Source organism: Geobacillus sp. YHL (genome assembly GCF_022341265.1).
Lineage (GTDB): Bacteria > Bacillota > Bacilli > Bacillales > Anoxybacillaceae > Geobacillus > Geobacillus thermoleovorans.
Genome location: NZ_JAEIGB010000022.1, coordinates 1 through 18,396, shown reverse-complemented (window position 1 = coordinate 18,396; position 18,396 = coordinate 1). Strand labels below are relative to the sequence as shown.

General features: G+C 48.9%; 14 protein-coding genes and 2 pseudogenes. 4 read left to right on the top strand and 12 right to left on the bottom strand.

Going from position 1 to position 18,396, the window contains the following annotated elements:
• Window positions 1-57: 57 nt before the first annotated feature.
• Window positions 58-315 (bottom strand): hypothetical protein, encoded by a 258-nt coding sequence (locus JCR24_RS14840; RefSeq protein ID WP_193443837.1) that lies wholly within the window; start codon window positions 313-315, stop codon window positions 58-60.
• Between the two features lie 357 nt (window positions 316-672).
• On the opposite strand from JCR24_RS14840, the gene JCR24_RS14835 reads away from it, so the two are divergent.
• The 3 genes from JCR24_RS14835 to JCR24_RS14825 all read left to right on the top strand — a co-directional run bounded on the left by JCR24_RS14835 (window position 673) and on the right by JCR24_RS14825 (window position 3,671).
• Window positions 673-1,512: an MBL fold metallo-hydrolase gene (locus tag JCR24_RS14835; protein ID WP_238980865.1), complete on the top strand. Its 840-nt coding sequence runs from the start codon at window positions 673-675 to the stop codon at window positions 1,510-1,512.
• 136 nt (window positions 1,513-1,648) lie between these two features.
• Window positions 1,649-2,443 carry an adenosylmethionine decarboxylase gene (speD, locus tag JCR24_RS14830; RefSeq protein WP_238980864.1) on the top strand — a complete coding sequence of 265 codons (795 nt, stop codon included), beginning with the start codon at window positions 1,649-1,651 and terminating at the stop codon, window positions 2,441-2,443.
• A 106-nt stretch (window positions 2,444-2,549) separates the two neighbouring features.
• On the top strand, window positions 2,550-3,671 hold the full coding sequence (locus JCR24_RS14825; RefSeq protein WP_238980863.1) for an NAD(P)/FAD-dependent oxidoreductase: 1,122 nt from the start codon (window positions 2,550-2,552) through the stop codon (window positions 3,669-3,671).
• A 104-nt stretch (window positions 3,672-3,775) separates the two neighbouring features.
• Here the strand turns inward: JCR24_RS14825 and JCR24_RS14820 are convergent, their stop codons facing one another.
• The 7 genes and pseudogenes from JCR24_RS14820 to JCR24_RS14790 form a co-directional block, all read right to left on the bottom strand.
• Window positions 3,776-4,330, bottom strand: coding sequence for a YpiB family protein (locus JCR24_RS14820; RefSeq protein WP_015374576.1), 555 nt, complete (start codon window positions 4,328-4,330; stop codon window positions 3,776-3,778).
• A 285-nt stretch (window positions 4,331-4,615) separates the two neighbouring features.
• Window positions 4,616-6,130, bottom strand: coding sequence for a malate:quinone oxidoreductase (locus JCR24_RS14815; RefSeq protein WP_238980877.1), 1,515 nt, complete (start codon window positions 6,128-6,130; stop codon window positions 4,616-4,618).
• Between the two features lie 410 nt (window positions 6,131-6,540).
• Window positions 6,541-6,912, bottom strand: coding sequence for an iron chaperone (locus JCR24_RS14810; RefSeq protein ID WP_238980862.1), 372 nt, complete (start codon window positions 6,910-6,912; stop codon window positions 6,541-6,543).
• Between the two features lie 430 nt (window positions 6,913-7,342).
• Window positions 7,343-7,834 (bottom strand): hypothetical protein, encoded by a 492-nt coding sequence (locus JCR24_RS14805; RefSeq protein ID WP_011230891.1) that lies wholly within the window; start codon window positions 7,832-7,834, stop codon window positions 7,343-7,345.
• A 243-nt stretch (window positions 7,835-8,077) separates the two neighbouring features.
• Window positions 8,078-8,949 (bottom strand): annotated as a pseudogene (locus JCR24_RS14800) (Rpn family recombination-promoting nuclease/putative transposase).
• A 252-nt stretch (window positions 8,950-9,201) separates the two neighbouring features.
• The gene (locus JCR24_RS14795; protein ID WP_013145627.1) at window positions 9,202-10,614 is read right to left on the bottom strand and encodes an amidase; all 1,413 of its coding nucleotides are present in this window, start codon (window positions 10,612-10,614) and stop codon (window positions 9,202-9,204) included.
• Window positions 10,580-10,789, bottom strand: coding sequence for a hypothetical protein (locus JCR24_RS14790; RefSeq protein ID WP_013145628.1), 210 nt, complete (start codon window positions 10,787-10,789; stop codon window positions 10,580-10,582). The genes JCR24_RS14795 and JCR24_RS14790 overlap by 35 nt, the downstream gene beginning before the upstream one ends.
• Before the next feature lie 220 nt (window positions 10,790-11,009).
• Here JCR24_RS14790 and JCR24_RS14785 point away from each other — a divergent pair, with 220 nt between their 5' ends.
• A complete protein-coding gene (locus JCR24_RS14785) occupies window positions 11,010-12,314 on the top strand; it encodes an acetamidase/formamidase family protein (RefSeq protein ID WP_238980860.1) in 1,305 nt (434 codons plus the stop codon).
• A gap of 70 nt (window positions 12,315-12,384) precedes the next feature.
• Here the strand turns inward: JCR24_RS14785 and JCR24_RS14780 are convergent, their stop codons facing one another.
• The 4 genes and pseudogenes from JCR24_RS14780 to JCR24_RS14765 all read right to left on the bottom strand — a co-directional run.
• A complete protein-coding gene (locus JCR24_RS14780) occupies window positions 12,385-13,374 on the bottom strand; it encodes a restriction endonuclease (protein ID WP_013145630.1) in 990 nt (329 codons plus the stop codon).
• 175 nt (window positions 13,375-13,549) lie between these two features.
• On the bottom strand, window positions 13,550-14,068 hold the full coding sequence (locus JCR24_RS14775; RefSeq protein ID WP_011230885.1) for a hypothetical protein: 519 nt from the start codon (window positions 14,066-14,068) through the stop codon (window positions 13,550-13,552).
• A gap of 355 nt (window positions 14,069-14,423) precedes the next feature.
• Window positions 14,424-17,378 carry a type III restriction-modification system endonuclease gene (locus tag JCR24_RS14770; RefSeq protein ID WP_238980859.1) on the bottom strand — a complete coding sequence of 985 codons (2,955 nt, stop codon included), beginning with the start codon at window positions 17,376-17,378 and terminating at the stop codon, window positions 14,424-14,426.
• A 3-nt stretch (window positions 17,379-17,381) separates the two neighbouring features.
• Window positions 17,382-18,299, bottom strand: a pseudogene (locus tag JCR24_RS14765) (DNA methyltransferase); the annotation flags it as partial.
• Between the last annotated feature and the right edge of the window lie 97 nt (window positions 18,300-18,396).

Genomic DNA, 18,396 nt, shown 5'->3' with positions numbered 1-18,396 from the left:
AGAAAAAGCCGCCCCAACAGGCTTCGTTCCCCGTCGGGACCGGCTTTTTTCCTTTTGTCAGCCGCGAACCATTTGGTACACATGCATTACCAAAGCAACGATCGCTGCCACTCCAACAAACGACACCAAATACAAAATCGGCGACCCCGTGTGGCCAAACACCACTTCATTTTGCAGCATGGCCGCTTTCTCCCAAGCATTCTCCACATCGGGCTTGTAAAGCTTCGTTTTCCAATACCCTATGCCGATGGTGGATGCCAAATACACGACATGAACGATGATCGAAATGACGAAAGCGTGAATAACGGTTTTCATGAACATCCCCTTCTCACCTTTCGGAAATATGGACGGTCCTCCATTGGAGGCGTCGGCGCAAATGTCCATCCATTGCATCCGCATTCCGATACGATCTTCTATCATTTTATCATACAAGTTGCGCAAAACCATCCCCTGTATATTTCCGAATCGTTCCGCTCTACTAAACGTTCAATCCCCCAAAAGAGGGGATATTCACAGACGCTTAATTGAAGTAAGCTTAACTGTAGCATCGCTTTTCTCCATCCCATCAAGCACATGATGCGTGTGAAACGCCAACAAAAAATGAATGAACATTCATTCTGTTGTGGTATAATGGTAACAACATCCTCACACCAATAAGGAGGCCCGTTCGCCATGCTGATCGAGAAAGTGATCAAAAAACGGTTTGAAACGGAAGTGGTTCAAAACGTGCATATCGCCAAAGGAACGGCGACGTTTCAAGGCGTCCGCCTCACCGTCCGCTGCTTTGTCATCGATGGGGTGCTGATTGACACCGGCGCCAAATCAATGGAGCACGAATTCACCTCGTTTTTTCAACACCAAGACATCGATCAAGTCGTCATCACCCACTATCACGAAGACCATACCGGCTGCGCGGCATTTTTGCAGCGAAAGATGGGCCTGCCCATCTACATGCACGAACTGATGATCCATTATTGCCAGCAAAAGGCGGACTATCCGCTATACCGAAAAGTGTTTTGGGGCAAGCGCGATCCATTCACCGCCAAGCCGATCGGCACGACGTTTTCCTCGCGAAGCGCAACGTGGGACGTCATCCCGACGCCAGGCCATTCCATCGATCATGTGGCGTTTTTGAACCGCGAAACGGGGCAATTGTTCAGCGGCGACTTGTACTGTCAGGAGAAAACGAAAGTCATCTTGCGCGAGGAAAACATCCCGGCGATCATCGCCTCCTTGCAACACACGTTGACATACGATTTCAACGACGTCTTCTGCGCCCATGCGGGCTATCTCCCGAACGGGCGCGAGGCCTTGCAGCGAAAACTCGATTACTTGCTTGAACTTCAAGGCAACATCATCGATTTATACGAAAAAGGCATGCCGCCGAAACAAATTCAGGAAACGCTTTTCCCGAAAAAATATCCGATCGTCTTTTTTTCGGCCAAGGAGTGGGACTCCCTTCACATTGTCCGGTCGGTCATTCAAGAATATCAAGCGAAACGGGCAAGCTGAAGCGGAGGCTTCCCGGAAATGGCCATAGACCATTAGGGCAAGCTTCTGTTCCGTTTTCTTCCATTTCAAATGAAAAATTACTATCTTCGCCAGCAACGGGACAAATTAAGAAAAAACGAAAGGATGGGTCCCGTCGATGAACGAAACACCGCGCGTCAAGCTGCACGGGTTCAACAACTTGACGAAATCGCTCAGCTTCAATATGTACGATATTTGCTATACGAAAACGGCGAAGGAGCGGGAGGCGTATATCGAATATATTGACGACGTGTACAATGCCGAACGGCTGACGAATATTTTAAAACGTGTCGCCGACATGATCGGCGCCCATGTGTTAAACATCGCCAAACAAGATTACGTTCCGCAGGGCGCGAGCGTGACGATGCTCGTTTCCGAGGGGCCGGTCGTCGAGGTGCCCGAAGATGACGGCCCTTTGCCGGAGGCGGTGGTGCTTTCCCTTGACAAAAGCCATATCACCGTCCATACATACCCAGAATACCACCCGAATGACGGAATCAGCACGTTCCGCGCCGATATTGATGTCGTCACATGCGGGGAAATTTCGCCGCTCAAAGCGCTCAACTATTTGATTCATTCATTTGACGCCGACATTATGATCATCGACTACCGCGTGCGCGGATTTACGCGCGACATTCACGGATACAAGCTGTTTATCGACCATGACATTACGTCGATTCAAGATTATATCCCGGAGCACATTCGCGAAAAGTACGATATGATCGACGTAAACATTTACCAAGAGAATATTTTTCACACAAAATGCAAGTTGAAACAGTTTGACTTGGACAACTACTTGTTTGGCTATGCAAAAGAGGATTTGAGCGAACAAGAAGCGAATGAAACAACCGCCAAGCTGAGAAGGGAAATGGATGAAATCTTTTACGGAAAAAATATGCCGAACACCGTTTGACGCGGGCGCCTTTTTGACGCCTGCCGGCTTTCGGGCCGGCCCACACCGGTTCCCGATTGGCGCCGTCTATGGTATGCTAGTAGAAAAAAGGAAAAGGTGTTCATGAATGAAGTACATCATCGTCGGAGCCGGCATTTTAGGGGCCTCGACCGCTTACCATTTGGCCAAGGAAGGCGCAAACGTGATCATCATCGACCGCGGCGACAAAGGGCAGGCGACCGGTGCGGCGGCGGGGATTGTCTGCCCTTGGCTGTCGCAGCGCCGCAACCAAAAATGGTACCGATTAGCCAAAAACGGAGCGAAGTTTTACCCCTCCCTCATCGAAGAACTGCAAGCGCTCGGGGAAACGGACACCGGTTATGCGCGCGTCGGGGCGCTTTGCCTGCATACAGACGAACAGAAACTGGAACAAATGGAGGAGCGCGCTCGCAAACGGCGCGAAGACGCGCCGGAAATGGGAGAGATCGTGCGGCTTCATCCCCATGAGGCGAAGGAGCTGTTTCCGCCGCTTGGCGGTGAGCATCATGCCCTATATGTGAGCGGCGCCGCCCGAGTGAACGGCCGGGCGGTGCGGGACGCCCTCACAAACGCGGCCCAAAAGCTTGGCGCCGCCTACATCCGCGGAAACGCCCAGATCCTGTTTGAAGGCTCCCGCGTCATCGGCGTGGAAGTCAATGGAGCGAAATACACGGCCGAAGCGGTCATCGTCACAGCCGGCGCATGGGCTGGCGAACTGCTTGAGCCGCTGGGCGTTCGGTTTGCCGTCAGCCCGCAAAAAGGACAAATCGTTCATCTCGAATGGTTGGCAGGCGAGACTGGCCGATGGCCGGTCGTCATGCCCCCGAACAATCAGTATATGCTCGCCTTCCCTGGAGGGCGAATCATCATCGGAACGACCCATGAAGATGAAGCGGGGATGGATGTCCGCGCCACCGCCGGCGGCATCCACGAAATACTGGACAAAGCGCTCGCCGTCGCGCCAGGGCTGTCGGCGTGCACCTACGTGGAAACACGGGTCGGGTTCCGCCCGCGCACGCCTGGATTTCTCCCTGTCTTCGGGGCTCTTCCCGGTTTTACCGGACTTTACGCAGCCAACGGCCTTGGCTCTTCCGGGCTCACCGTCGGGCCATATTTAGGCGCAGAACTTGCCAAGCTTGTGCTCGGCCGCCCGACTGAACTTGATCCGTTCGACTACAACGTCGCCGAGGCCATCATCCCGCCTTCCTGACGCTGCCGCACGGTGCAACACTAGCACTCCCACCCGATGCCCAACTGCCGCGTTCAGCGGCCAGCGCCGGCTGCGGGCTTGCCCCATGCAGGCCCGCAGCCCGTTTAGCTGTTTTGTCCTTCGTATTTTTTCAACTGTTCCGTCAGCTGTTGAAACAACGCCATATCTTTTCGGTCAAGCGCCTGGTCAATTTGCATTTTCAACACCGATAGTTCATGACGTTTCAGCGCCTCATCCAACACTTGCTCGGCCGCCTTCGCCATTTTCTCATGCCGCTCGTGCCGCCTGACATTTTCAAACGCTTGGTGATCAATAAGCCGAAGGTACGAAAAATTCCTTGCCTTTCCTGGAAAATGGAGCGTCAAATAGAGCGTCTCGTTCGGATGCAGCGCCAAATCGCCCATAATCGAGGCAAGGCTCGTGCTTTTTTGACCGCGCCGATAAAAGACGAGCCCTTCCTCTTCCGCCATCGCAGTCGAAATGATCAGCCACCGCGCCTGCTTTTGCTCGGTTTCCGTAAAATGGACGTTCTCAAGCAAATGGGGGTGTTGAAGCAAGTATTGCAGCACAAATCGGGCATCGGGATGCTTCAAACGATGCTGCTGCAAAAACGTTGTTAAGAACTGCCGCTTTTCTGAATAGGACACCCATCTCGTCATAGCCTCACCCCCTTCAACTGCTTCTCCATGGAAGATAACAGCGGCCGCAGCGCAAGATCGTCTCAACAAGCCTCGATGATCCATTGCTATTCCATTCACGTCTTTGTTTTCCAGTATACTTGATTGCGCCCCGCCGTGCATCTGAAAACCACAGGGCAAGGCCCCTTTCATTCCGACACCAAGCGGCAAACGAAATAGAAAAACAGCCGCCCTTCATTTCCAGGCGGCTGCTCCTTCTAAGCAACGGGCTCTCGGCTTTCCTTTCCATTGCTCAAACCTATAAGCCTACGCCAACTGCATCGCAAAGTGGCCGTTCAATCCGAGCGCTTCCGCTGTAGACGCTTGCACTTGCCGCAAAAGCGACTCGTTTTTCATCAACGACTCACCGTAAGACGGGATCATCTCTTTCACTTTCGCCCGCCACTCGTTCATCCGTTCTGGGAAGCACTTCTCCATCACTTCAAGCATGACATGAACCGCCGTCGATGCCCCTGGCGAAGCGCCGAGCAACGCCGCGATCGAGCCATCAGCCGCATGGACGACTTCCGTGCCAAACTGCAGCGTTCCTTTGCCGCCAGCTTCCGTGTCTTTGATCACTTGCACGCGCTGACCCGCCACGACGATGTCCCACTCGTCGCTTTTCGCCGTCGGGACGAATTCCCGCAGCTCTTGCATGCGCTGTTCTTTCGACAACAGCACTTGCTGGATTAAATAGTTGGTCAAGGACATATTTTTCACGCCCGCCGCCAAGATCGTCAAGACGTTATGCGGCTTGATCGAGGTGAACAAGTCGAGCATCGAGCCGTTTTTCAAAAACTTCGGCGAAAACCCGGCAAATGGCCCAAACAGCAGCATCTTTTGATTGTCGATAAACCGCGTGTCCAAATGCGGCACCGACATCGGCGGCGCGCCGACTTTCGCTTTGCCGTACACTTTCGCATGGTGCTGCTCGACGACCTCGGGATTGTTGCACACCATAAACAACCCGCTCACCGGGAAGCCGCCGATTCCCTTCCCTTCCGGAATGCCGGACTTTTGCAACAGATGGAGGCTGCCTCCCCCGGCCCCGATGAAGACGAACTTGGCCGCATGAAGCTCCACCGCGCCCGTGTCCAAATTCCGCACCTTCAACTCCCATAAGCCATCGCTTGTCCGTTGGATATCCTCGACATGATGGCGGTAGTAAATGTTGACATTTTTCCGTTTCAAATGTTCAAACAGTTGACGCGTCAACGCCCCGAAGTTCACGTCCGTTCCCGATTCGATCCGCGTCGCCGCGATCGGCTCGTCCACCACCCGCCCTTCCATCATGAGCGGCACCCATTCGGCCAGCTTCTTCGGATCATCTGTGAATTCCATCCCTTTAAACAGCGGATTGGCCGCCATCGTTTCGTGGCGCTTCTTCAAAAACGCCACATTGTCTTCCCCTTGCACAAAGCTCATATGCGGCAGCGGACGGACGAAATCTTTCGGGTCACGAAGGACGCCGCTGTTGACCAAATAAGCCCAAAACTGCAAAGAGACGTAAAACTGCTCATTGATTTTAATCGCTTTGCCGATGTCAATCGACCCATCGGCCTTCTCAACCGTATAGTTCAACTCACACAGCGCCGCATGCCCCGTCCCGGCGTTGTTCCACTCGTTGGAGCTTTCCGCTCCTGCCTCTTCCAGTCTTTCAAAGACGACAATGTCCCACTCTGGCGCCAATTCCTTCAAGAGCGTCCCCAACGTCGCGCTCATAATGCCAGCGCCGATTAAAATGACATCCGTTTTTCCTTGTTTGTTGCCCATGTTTACCATCCCTATCCATGAATAGTTGTAAAAGAGCATCGAGCGATCGCTCGAAATGATTCCACCGATACCCCTTTTGTTTTTGAGGGCGATTACAAAATTTATTATAACACAATTGATTAATAGTATGTCACTATTATCGATTTTAACAAAAATATATTAATATAATTCAATGCACCGTTGCATATTCATGACATCAACACGACCATCCGCAATCGCCCTTCACAATAATTTTACAAAATCGTTGAATATTTCGCCACCATCTCGAGAAAAAACGCAGAGATTTTTCAAGAAGACTGATGAAAAACAAACGAAATCATTTCATAGCAGCAAAAAAGACGGCTCCATGCCGCCAAAGCGTCATATAAGCCATCTACACCCGAAACATTCCAAGGTGACATCCATCAAGTATAGGGATTTCACTTTCGCCAAAAACGCGTATGCCCTGCCTTATCGCGAATGTTAAATTCAATAATGTTTCGAAGCAATTCATAGTCAACAGGCTGAGTCCATTTTATGCGAAACAAGCGTGACGAAGCGCTGTAACCCGCTTGAGCGATATCAGAGGAAAAATGAACCATTGCCTTTTCTTCAGGCAAAACACTCAAATGGTTCTTGGCAACGGCAAACATGATTATGTATGTGCCATGGTTGGTAAAGGTCGGCTTGTTCCACTTCATTTGCGGTTCCAAATTCGGGAACTGATGAGTGACCCACCTCAAAACCTCTTCTGTTCGGCTGCGATGGTCCGGATTGTCAATGCCAGCTAAATAGTTTGCGAACACTTCCATGTCTTTGTCATCTCCCTTCGATCTTCTACTGGCTAATGGTTCTTGCTGATGACAGACACCCAGTACGGCAAACCCGCTTAGCCGTTACGGTATACACCATGATACAGCCATATAGATGCAACCAAAACGTTTAACATATCTTTGACAGAAAAGCCACTTATCGATTTTTCGACTGTCGAGGGCAAGCCGCAGGCTTGCCCCCGTCACGCCTTGGCGTGACGGACGACCGAACAACCCCCCGCTTCTCAGACCCATACATGGGGCTGAAAGCGGTGTTGTTCGGTCGCCCGACAGTCGATCCAATGCCCAGTAAAAGCTATAAATGTGAAAACTTCAAATTGCATCTATACAGCAATGGTTTTCACCATTGCTACCTGCAGAACATTGGATTTGCCAGGAAAAAATCACGTTTTTTCACCCAAACATTACATTAGGCAATCGTTTTTTCAATTTCTCTAACAAACGGCTCGTGCGAAGTATTCTCTAAAAAATCTTCGAATATTTCATCAAGTTGCAAGTTGAGATCTTCATTGACCTCATTCCCGTCCTCGTCATAAATCTCAAAGTGGCTGTACTTCCATTGATCAAATGTTTCCCTAAGCAAGTCACAGTATGTCACCCAACGCTTTCCATAGTTAGACATATACGTCGGCACCCATTGATCAATGTAAACGTTGTTTAACAACTCATCTAACGGAGAACAATAAAATCGCGAGCCCTTACTTCTCCCCAGCGATCGGACAAGCTCGGCAAACTCTTCCTTCTTCATTTTCCTCACTTCACCGGAATAGTCATAGCTGATCTTGCCGTTGTATGGGTTGATGAATGGTTCAGCGGTGTATATCCATTGGTGCGGTATATGCGTTTGAATCACTTCCATGAGCATTCGGGCAATGAGTTGCGGGATATCACGGAAATCCAATTTTTCTCTTCCTCCCTCACAAGAAGATGCGAAACAACACCGTCTTTCATCCCGCAATGGAAACCGTAGGATGAAAGGCGGCCAAATTTCGTAATCAAGCAAGGCGCTTCCGCGGTCACGGTCTTCACAAACGCGGCGGCCCTTCGGCATCCTTAGGCCATGCCGTCCATACGACGATCAATTGGCCGCTTGTCGTCACCAACCTTCTTATTCCCCATGGCCATCCCCTTGTTTTTTATTTCCCTACTCTTCAAGCAATCCCCGAACATCTTCCTCTAGAAGATCCACCAACCGAGCAATGTCTTCCACCGTCATTCCTTTGCGCTCCATGTTACGAATCAGTTGTTTCATTCCTTGTTGAATTCCACGTTCGATCCCTTCTTCCAACCCCTCCTTCCTTCCCTTTTGCTCATAGGAAATGATCAGCTCCAACACTTTCTCTTTTTCTTTCGTTTCCATCGCCTTCACTTCTCTTTGCAGTTGTTGCTCTTCCTCCTCCGACAACTTCACATACGTTTCAAAAAAGCCCAAGAGCAGCCGCTGCCTCGCTTCATCCAGCTCCAATCGCACCAACATGCGCAAAAACTCTTTTTTCAACTCGACTTTCTCACTTTCAGTATACCCCATTTTGCCAAGGAGGGCAGCCGCAATCGGATTGTCATGCCGAATAGAATCCCGCCAATGTTTCTTGCGCAGCTCCACCGGGAAAAAGCGGAACTGCAGCACCTCGCCAAAGGGAAACTCAATCGAAAACACGGACGGTTCATCACGGAGGGCATCATGGCTGAAGACGGCAATGGGAACAATGCGGATGCGGTATTTTCAAACAAACGGCTGAAATAGACAAACATGCGCTCCGGAAAGGACGACTGCACGCAGCTTTGATTCTCCACATGAACGATGATCAATCCATCTTCCCCTTTCAGCTTCGTCTCGACCAACAGATCGACGCGGTATTTTTCTCCTGCGGTCACATCGGTGAACAGTTCTTCGGACAAAAAGGACAAATGGCGGAAATCGATATGCTCGTGCATGTCGGGGAAAAAGAGGAGGAAAAACTCTTCGAAGAACGTCTGGATCAGCTCTTTGAACAACCGGTCATGGTCAATCGCCATCCGATCACCTCACGATGAAGATGTTCACCAACTATCATTCGTGAGCACGAGGCGAAAATCCTGCATGGAAGACATAAAAAATGGAGAGCCAGGAAAAAAGCTCTCCGTTTTGTGCTTGCTCCCCGTCATACAAACAGCAGCGAACGCAAGTGAAAAACACTCAGTTGAAAAAGGATGTCCCAAAAAGTTATGTCATCATCACCTTTTGAGACCGCCCTTCAGTAAGTACATCGCCACGACCAGCGTTTGCTTTTACTTTCTTGGAACGGCCGGTGGGTATTTCAGCTCAGGATGCAGCGTTTCAAACACATCAGCAACATTTAATATCGTTCCTTCTCCAAAGGCTGGGCCGATGATTTGCATCCCTACAGGAAGTCCTTGAACAAAACCACATGGCACCGTTACAACAGGCAAGCCCGTCAAGTTAAACGGTCCTGTAAAACGGATGATATGGTCAAGAAAGTTTACTTCCTCTCCATTGATCCATACCGTATCCTGCCCGATTTTGGGAGGGAGAAACGGAATGGTTGGGGTGATCAAAACATCTACCTTATTGAATATTTCCATGAACTCGTGATCCAATTTCAAACGAATTTGTTGTGCTTCCAAGTAGTCTACAGCGGAAGGGAGTTCTCCAAGCTTTAAAAGGAAACGGACATCATCGCCAAAATCTTCTTCCCTTTCTACTAAATGATTGTGATGAATAGCGCTGGCTTCTGAAAGAATCGTGATCATTTCCGCATACTGCGCATATTGCAATGTTGGAATTCGCACGGTTTCTACAACAGCACCTTCGCGTTCCAAAGAAGCAATCGCCTGTTTAACCGCTCTTTCGACTCCTTCATCCACATGATCAAAGAAGTACGGTTCTATGCCAATTTTTACACCTTTAACAGACTCCATGAATTGTGTGGAATAACTCGTTGCAGGGGCATTGGTGGAAGTAGGATCTTTTGGGTCGTATCCTGCCATGGCTTCTAAAATATAGGCGGCGTCCCTCGCCGTTTTCGCCATCGGACCGATATGGTCCAACGACCATGCAAGCGGGAAACAACCATATTTGCTTACTAGTCCATAGGTGGGCTTTAAACCGACAATGCCGCAAAACGAAGAAGGAATTCGAATCGAACCACCGGTATCTGTTCCTAGGGAAGCAATCGTCATATGCGCCGCCGTTGCGACCCCCGATCCTCCGCTTGAGCCTCCGGGAATGCGTTCAGGATCCCAAGGATTTCGGGCAGGTCCGAAATGAGGATTATTGTTCGTTGCTCCCCAAGCATACTCATGCAAGTTTGTTTTTCCAGGAAACACTGCTCCCGCTTCCGTCAACTTCTCGATTACTGTCGCACTGTAAGTTGGCCGGAAGTTTCGGTGAATTTTTGACCCCATCGTTGTTGTTTCATTAGCTACGTAAAGAATATCTTTGATTGCTATAGGGATGCCATGTAGCGGGCCGCGGTAATTTCCAGATCGGATTTCCGATTCCGCCAACTCAGCTTGCTTGCGTGCTTTCTCTGCTGTCACCTCTATATAGGCATTCAGCTTATCGTTTAATGTTTCAATTTGTTCGAGTACATCGTCAACGAGTTCAACAGGTGAAACTTCTTTGTTTTTTAGAAGAGGGGAAAGTTCAGAGATTGTTTTCGTATTTAGCCGTTTTTCCACGATACACACCTCCCGGTTGGTGGACGACTCCAATATCTTCCTCATTCAAACCGAGTTTTTCGACTCCCTGTTTTAGTTGCTGAATGGCTTTCCACTGATGCTCAAGCATCATCAATTCCTGTTCTGAACACTTAATCCCTTTTTCTCTTAATTTCTTTTCTATGCTACTTCTCATTTCGTCGCCTCCCTTCCAAAATGATTATACATTACAAGAATTAAATTACAAAATATTTTTTCTTAACAAAATATAATAAATATTACAACGATTATTTTGACAATACTCTACCGAATTTCCTAAAATGTAGTTAGACATTATCTATCGAAGGTTCGTGGTCAGCGATCCAAGGTTCCTATGTAACCAATCCTAAAACCTAAAAGTAAAGAGGGGGAACGTCATGGAAGCGAAACAAACCGTGTTTGTCAATGAGTTCACAAACGGCATCTTAGATCCTCATGGAAACATGCTTGGCCCCGTGCAGGATGGGGGATACATTGTCGCCAATACTACTCCTGGCTGCTGGGGGCCGATGATCACTCCTTGCATCCGCGGTGGCCATGAAGTGACAAAGCCCGTTTTTGTCGAAGGAGCTGAAGTAGGAGACGCCATTGCGATTAAGATCAAATCGATTCGCGTCACCTCTATCGCCACATCCTCAGGAAATGATAAGCCAATGGAAGGTCGGTTTGTCGGCGATCCGTTCGTTGCTGTCAAATGCCCACAGTGCGGAACGATGTACCCGGAAACGAAGATCGAGGGGATCGGCCCGGAAGCCATCCGGTGCGCGAATTGTGGCGCGGACGTGACTCCATTTGTATTTACGAACGGCTATACGATGACGTTTGATCCAAACCGACAAATCGGCGTGACCGTGCATAAAGAAGCGGCAGAACACATCGCTCGACAAGGACGGTACTACATGGCGACACCCGACAACTCCGTCCAAAACCCGATCGTCACGTTTGCGCCCCATGACTTAGTCGGAACGGTGGCCAGACTCCGCCCGTTCCTCGGACAGCTCGGCACCACCCCGGCGCGTCCGTTGCCGGATTCACATAATGCTGGCGACTTTGGCCAATTTCTGATCAACGCCCCACATGAATACGGGATTACGAAAGAACAGCTGGAAGATCGCACGGACGGACATATGGACATTAACCGTGTACGCGAAGGCGCCGTGTTGATCTGCCCTGTGAAAGTGCGGGGCGGAGGCGTTTATCTCGGTGATATGCATGCCATGCAGGGCGACGGGGAAATTGCTGGGCATACGACCGACGTATCTGGCATCGTCACCCTTCAAGTGAAAGTGATCAAAGGGTTGACCATTGACGGACCGATTCTTCTTCCTGTTGCTGAGGACCTCCCCTACTTGGCAAAGCCATTGACAAAAAAAGAAAAAGAGATCGCCCTCGATTTGGCACAATCATGGGGAGTAAACAAATTGGAAGAATCGTTGCCGATTTCCTTTGTCGGGACAGGCGCCAACTTAAACGAGGCAACAGAAAACGGGTTGCAACGGGCAGCAAAAACATTAGGCATCTCTGTCCCTGAGGTGATGAACCGTGCCACGATTACCGGCGCCATCGAAATTGGCCGACATCCTGGGGTCATCACCGTGACCTTCTTGTGCCCCATTCGTTATTTAGACAAGATTAGTTTGACCTCGCTGGTGTACGATCAATATCGCAACGTTTTGGAGTAAAAACATATCGATCATCACCAAAGGCTTCATCCTCTCGCACTTGTCACGCGGGGATGAAGCCGTATGTTTATCAAAATTCAGGCACATACATTCTCTGCAGCGGAAGCAACGCCCTTGCATCGCTGGGCATGTTCTCATACCAATGGACAATCAAGTTGACCAGCTCTTCCAAATCAATCAGTTTCACGGAATTATGTTTGGCGACTGCCTCTGCATGGGAAGTGAAACCGCCTGTTGAGACGAACAGGCAATTGGCATCAATCGGGTTGGCTCCGAGAAGCTGCTGGATTTCCGGAGCCGAGGCGGCGCTTTTGCGATGCTTCACTTGCACCTTAATTATGGGTTTTTCAAAGCCAAACGCGTCCTTATAGGCCAACACATCCACACCGCCGTCAGGGCCTTTCGGGCTCACTTGCACGTTGTACCCCATCGCTTGAAGCAAGCCTGCCACTAAATCTTGCATTTGCCACGGATCAAGCTGATCCACCTTATCTTGGATCATCATCAACGCTTTTCCAACAAGGTCTTCGACGATTTCTTCCGTTTCCCCCTCTTCAGATTCATCCCGAGGTTTTGGGAATGATTGGCTGTTTAAACGCTGCTCGATTTCATCGCCCCATTCGTCCACTCGAAAAACCGTCAGCGTCGAACCTAAACTGTTCTTCGCTCCGTCTGACAACGAATCCCTTGGAACTGTGGCATTTTCCCATTTTACACGGATGATGTTCGGATAATAGGGATGCCCGATGGCAGGATCGTAACGATGCTCTTCTGTCACGGTTCCAACAATGTACTCCCTTTTCTCTTTCGAATATGTGATCACACGATCGCCTTTTTTGATTTCATGGGCAAAACGCCATACTTGATTCACCCAGCTCGTTCTCGATTTTGGTTTTGACTCGGCGAACACTTCATCAGCCTTTCGCTGCAACTGTTCCTTCGACTGAAAGTTCTTCGGGTCGCCCAATCTCGCCCAACCGATCGATGCAATGCCCTTTTCCAGCCAAAGCGGAATCAGTTCATTGCGGTCGCCCGCGCGGATCATCCACCATTTTGACATCCGGGTTCCTCCTTTTGGCAAAAAGAAATCGCTCCGACTGTGAAGCAGCCATTCTTCTAAAAACAGGAGCCGAAACAATGAGCCTATAGCTCACCGCTATAGGCACTACATTTAAGATGTGCCAAAACGAACAAACCGTATAACATAAGCCCATCCATCGGTGTTCTTCACCTAATTACAAACTGTTTAATCGATTTCGTTCAATTTTGATCGTATGATCTTTTCCATCCAATACATCTGCGCGCTTGCTGCCGTAGAGGCGAAGCTTGGGAGAGCCTTTCACCGCTTTTATGGAAAGCCGCGGAGTTCCCCGCACTTGTTGTCTTTGCAGGTCGACACACTCGAGAAACTCATTCCAACGGACGATGGCAATCACTTGATTGGAGTCACTCGGCTGTTTCTGTGCGCAGACAAATGCAAACACGATTTCTTTTTCCTGGCTGTGTTCGAGATCAATCTTGTTAATTTCAGCAATCTCATGATCGCTGAATACAAACGACCAAGTGAAATCTTTGGAGCCGGATGGATTCGTGTTGTATTTCGTGTACATAATATAGCTCGCTTTATTCGTCGTGACTTCATAAATTTGTCGGTTGTCATTTTCCTTTTCAAACAGCGCCGGCGCCAACCCGCCGTTGACCAGCGCGGAAAGAAGCGCTCCATAGTAATAATCCGCTTTGCGAATCGTCGCCATCCGTGTCCCCTCCCTTTGTCATAGATAAAAAGATTCGATTGATTTGATTGTATCAACTTTTGTAAAACATTGCCGTCGAACTTTGTCGACCGACCAAAAAATACAAAAAGAGCGGTGCGGTGCCGCTCCCTTTTCTGCCTCCGATGGCGAAGCGATGAAAACTCGCAACGCTTCCGCTTTGAAGCTCATTTTTTATCAACTCCTATTTCTCTAAGTGTGCAATACACTAGCGCCCTGTTGCTGCTCGGGAATGTGCTCTTGGATGTCTCAAAGATTTTGCATTCAACCGGGTCAATTCATAATGTGATGCTAAGACAAAGCAGAAGCCCGCTTGGCTTCTGTTTTGTCCCCACCTTCAACGGCTTAAGGCTCGTAACATAAACCGCTCGACATCATTCTCCGGTCCGATGAATTCCACGTCCGTTCCGATGGCTTGGAAGTGTTTGCGGGCGAAGGCAATTTTCGCTGCTTCACCGGGACGCAGTTCGCCCTCCCATTCCTGTCCTTTCGTCTCAAGGACGAAGTACAGTTTTTCCTCTCCATCCTTTTCGATGACAAGCGCCCAGTCGGGATTGTAGGAGCCGATCGGTGTGTCAATTTTAAACCAACTCGGCAGTTTGACGTACACTTTTACGTTCTCATCGTGTTCAAAACGTTTGGCGAACCGCTCTTCCACATCGGAATCGTAAAGGATATGGTCAAACGGCGATTTTTCGCTCGGGATGGCGTTGTCGTTCAAATAGGCGAGCAGCTCTTCGTTTTGGAACAGTTCGACCGCGTAATACGCATCATCACCAATTTTGTAATATTTCACGCCATCTTTCAGCAACAGCCTCATTTGGCGCTGGATGATGTTCGCCACTTCTTCAATAAACTTTTGCGGATTGTTTTTGAAATCATCGAGCCGTTTGCAGCCGGTCAAAATGCGCACGATCGTCTTCCGCGTTAAATTCGTCCGGTTTTGCAGCTCGGTGATGACATCCGGAAGCGTATGGTGCAAGCTCACGTAATCCTCCACTTTTTCGCTGATCGTTTGCGCCTGTACGCCTGTCACATGATCAATTTCCACCCGTCCTTTTCGGCTGACAATGCGGATTTTCTCAATCGGCCTCATTTCTTGAATGGCGGCAATGCACAAGTCAATGAGCTGTTCGCTGTCAAAATCAACGGAATAAACGGTTTTATATTTGATTTTATCCCACAGCCGCGTGAACTCCTCTTGATTAAGGACCGCCATATTGACATGGACTTTTTTCTTTTTCGTCCCGTCTTTGATCGGCAATGCTTGCAAATGGCGTTTGATCTCTTTCACGATGGACAATAGCCACGGCTGGAATTCATCGCTCAGATGGAGATCATAGTTTTCAATGGCTCGTTTGAGTTTTTCCGTTGCTTTGCTCTGTTTGTCAATATAGCCGTTTTGTTTTAATTCCTCATACAGCTTCAATGATAAATCATAACCCATTTGCACCGGCTCTTCCGTCGCCTCGTCCACATAAACGAGTTTGGCAAATACATGTTTTTCGATTTTGCCGAACTGGATGCCCGTATCTTCTTCAATCTCTCTTTGCAAAGTGGCAACAAATTCTTCATATGACTCATTCGCCATCACCGTTAATATGTTGACATGATCGTCATGCACCCGCTCTCCGTTTTGATCGACAGCCAACCGCAATCCGCGCCCGATTTCCTGGCGCCTCGATACGTACGTGCCGGAGGAGTCTTTCAACGTGCAAATTTGGAAGACGTTCGGGTTGTCCCATCCTTCACGGAGCGCGGAGTGGGAGAAAATGAAGCGGAGCGGCTCATCGAGGCTGAGCAGCCGTTCTTTGTCCCTCATAATGAGATTGTATACATCCGTATCCGCCTCTGTATTCCCTTTCGTATCTTTCAACCGTCCTCTTTTATCTTGGGCAAAATAGCCATTATGCACCTTCTCGATATCTTGGTCAATGCCCGGATCTTCCCAGAGGGGACGGTATTTCGGCTTTTGCATTAAGTTCCGATACTCTTCCTCAAACATGATCGCATATTTTCCTTTTACCGGCTGGCCTTCTTGATCATAGTCGCGGTAATGAGCGACCTTGTCGATAAAGAACAAGCTGAGCACTTTAATCCCACGCGGGCGGAGCCACAATTCTTTATTTAAATGCTCTTCAATCGTTTTGCGGATTTGATACCGCTTGATGGCATCGTCATCGACATCCCCGATTGCGTCGCCCACACCGAGTCGGTAGCCGTTGATTTCAACCGCTTCATTTCCTTCCGTCCAATCGATTTGCTCGACGATATATCCACGGTACAGTTCGCGCTCTCCGGAAATGTCATACAAATCATCGCCGTATTTGACCGTTTTCGTCATCCGTTTGATCTTCCCGCGCGATTCGACATCGAGCTCAATTTTCGCTTTTCGCTCTTTCACCTCAATGAGCTTGATGTACGGCACATTGAACGACGGTTCGGATCGGACAGACATGACTTCAATTTTTTTCACCAGCTTTTGATTATAGGCGTCAACCGCATCAAGGCGGTACACCATATGATACTTGTCCACATGCGTCGCCGAGTAGCGCAGCGTACAAAGCGGGTTGAGCGACGCGATCGCTTCCTTCGATTTCGGCGTCGTATCGACGCTTTGCGGCTCATCGATGATCACGATCGGATTCGTCTGTTGGATAAATTCAATCGGGCGATACCCGTTTAGACGGTCGTTCGGCCGATGAATGACGTTCGCCTTATCTTCTTTTTCCGGATCTTCAAAGCTTTTGCGGAACGCATCGATATTGATGATCATGATTTGAATCGTTGTCGCCGTCGCAAAATTGCGGACTTGATCAAGCTTCTGCGAATCGTAAATAAAATATTCCGCCGGAGTGCGGTCGTACAGTTCATCGAAATGGTCGCGAGTGATTTGCAGCGACTTGTATACTCCTTCACGAATCGCCACGGACGGGACGACGATGACAAATTTCGTAAATCCATAATGCTTATGGAGCTCATAAATCGTCCGCAAATAGACGTACGTCTTCCCCGTCCCCGTCTCCATTTCAATCGTAAAATGCATGCCATCGAGCCGCTCGCTGCGCGGCAGGCCGTTTCTCACCTGGATGTCTTGGACGTTTTTTAAAATTTCCTCAGGCGTCAGGTCAAGCCGATTCCCGACGCCCAAGTCCGTTTGAAGCATTCCCGCCTCAGGGCCGTACGAAACGGTGAAGTTTGACTGGCTCAATTCCTGTCCTTTGAAAATATGCACCACCGACTCAATCGCGCGCCGTTGGTAGTCCAAATCCGCGTTAAACTTCAGCTTCATCGGTTATACACTCCTAACATCCGTGATGCCGTGCTTTTTCAACGTTTGCAAGGCGTTCGTTTTCACCGCGTCGCTCATAAAGCCGGATTCTTTAAAAATGACTTTCGGCGGCATATGCTCGGACCTGTAGTTCAACATCTCCTGAACAAGGTCAAGGTCAATCTCATCTTCTAGGCAGACCAACACAGAACCGTAGGCGACGTTGTAAATCGTTTTGCCGCGGCAGTCGATTTCCTCAATCGGCACCGTCAACGGCAACCCGATTTTCAGCAAAATCTCATACAACAAGTCTTCTTTCGTCCGATCTTCCTTAATGTTATTCTGCAAATCGAAAAGCGTTTGTTCGAGGTTGTCAAAGTCCGGATCCCATTCTTTAATATTGGAAGAATCGAGCTTAAACACTTTAAAACCGATATCCAAATCGGTCTTTCCGGTTTCTTGAACGATTTTCTCCCCCGCCCGACGGATGCGCTCCTTGCCGATTTCGCAAATGTTTTTATATCCCGCTTTATACGCATCCGACGTTTCATCCGTTTTTTCCGGCAGCTGGACCATAATAAACTTGCGATTGCCGCCATCCTCCGCGTTTAACTGCATGACTGCATGGGCAGTTGTGGCCGAGCCGGAGAAGAAATCTAAAATGATATCATTAGTCGAACTATTTGCACCTTCTTGGGCATATGAAGCAATACTAATTAATTTTTTTATTATATTTTCATCTTTAGGGAAATCGAATACTTTTTTTCCAAATAAATCTTTCAATCTCTTTGAAGCGCTTCTATTATCCTGATAAAAAACACTGTATGGGACTTGGTACTCACTTTCAAATAAGTAACGTTTGTAACATGGTATAGTGGTTTCATCCTCTCCAAAATGAATACGGTTGTTATTTATTAACTCTAACATTTTTTCTTTATTCACTGTAGATGAGCAAATTCACTGACATAAATTTACAACTAAACAAAAAAGGAGACATGAACCCGATTCCTTGGTTAGAATAGATGTACCACCAACTATC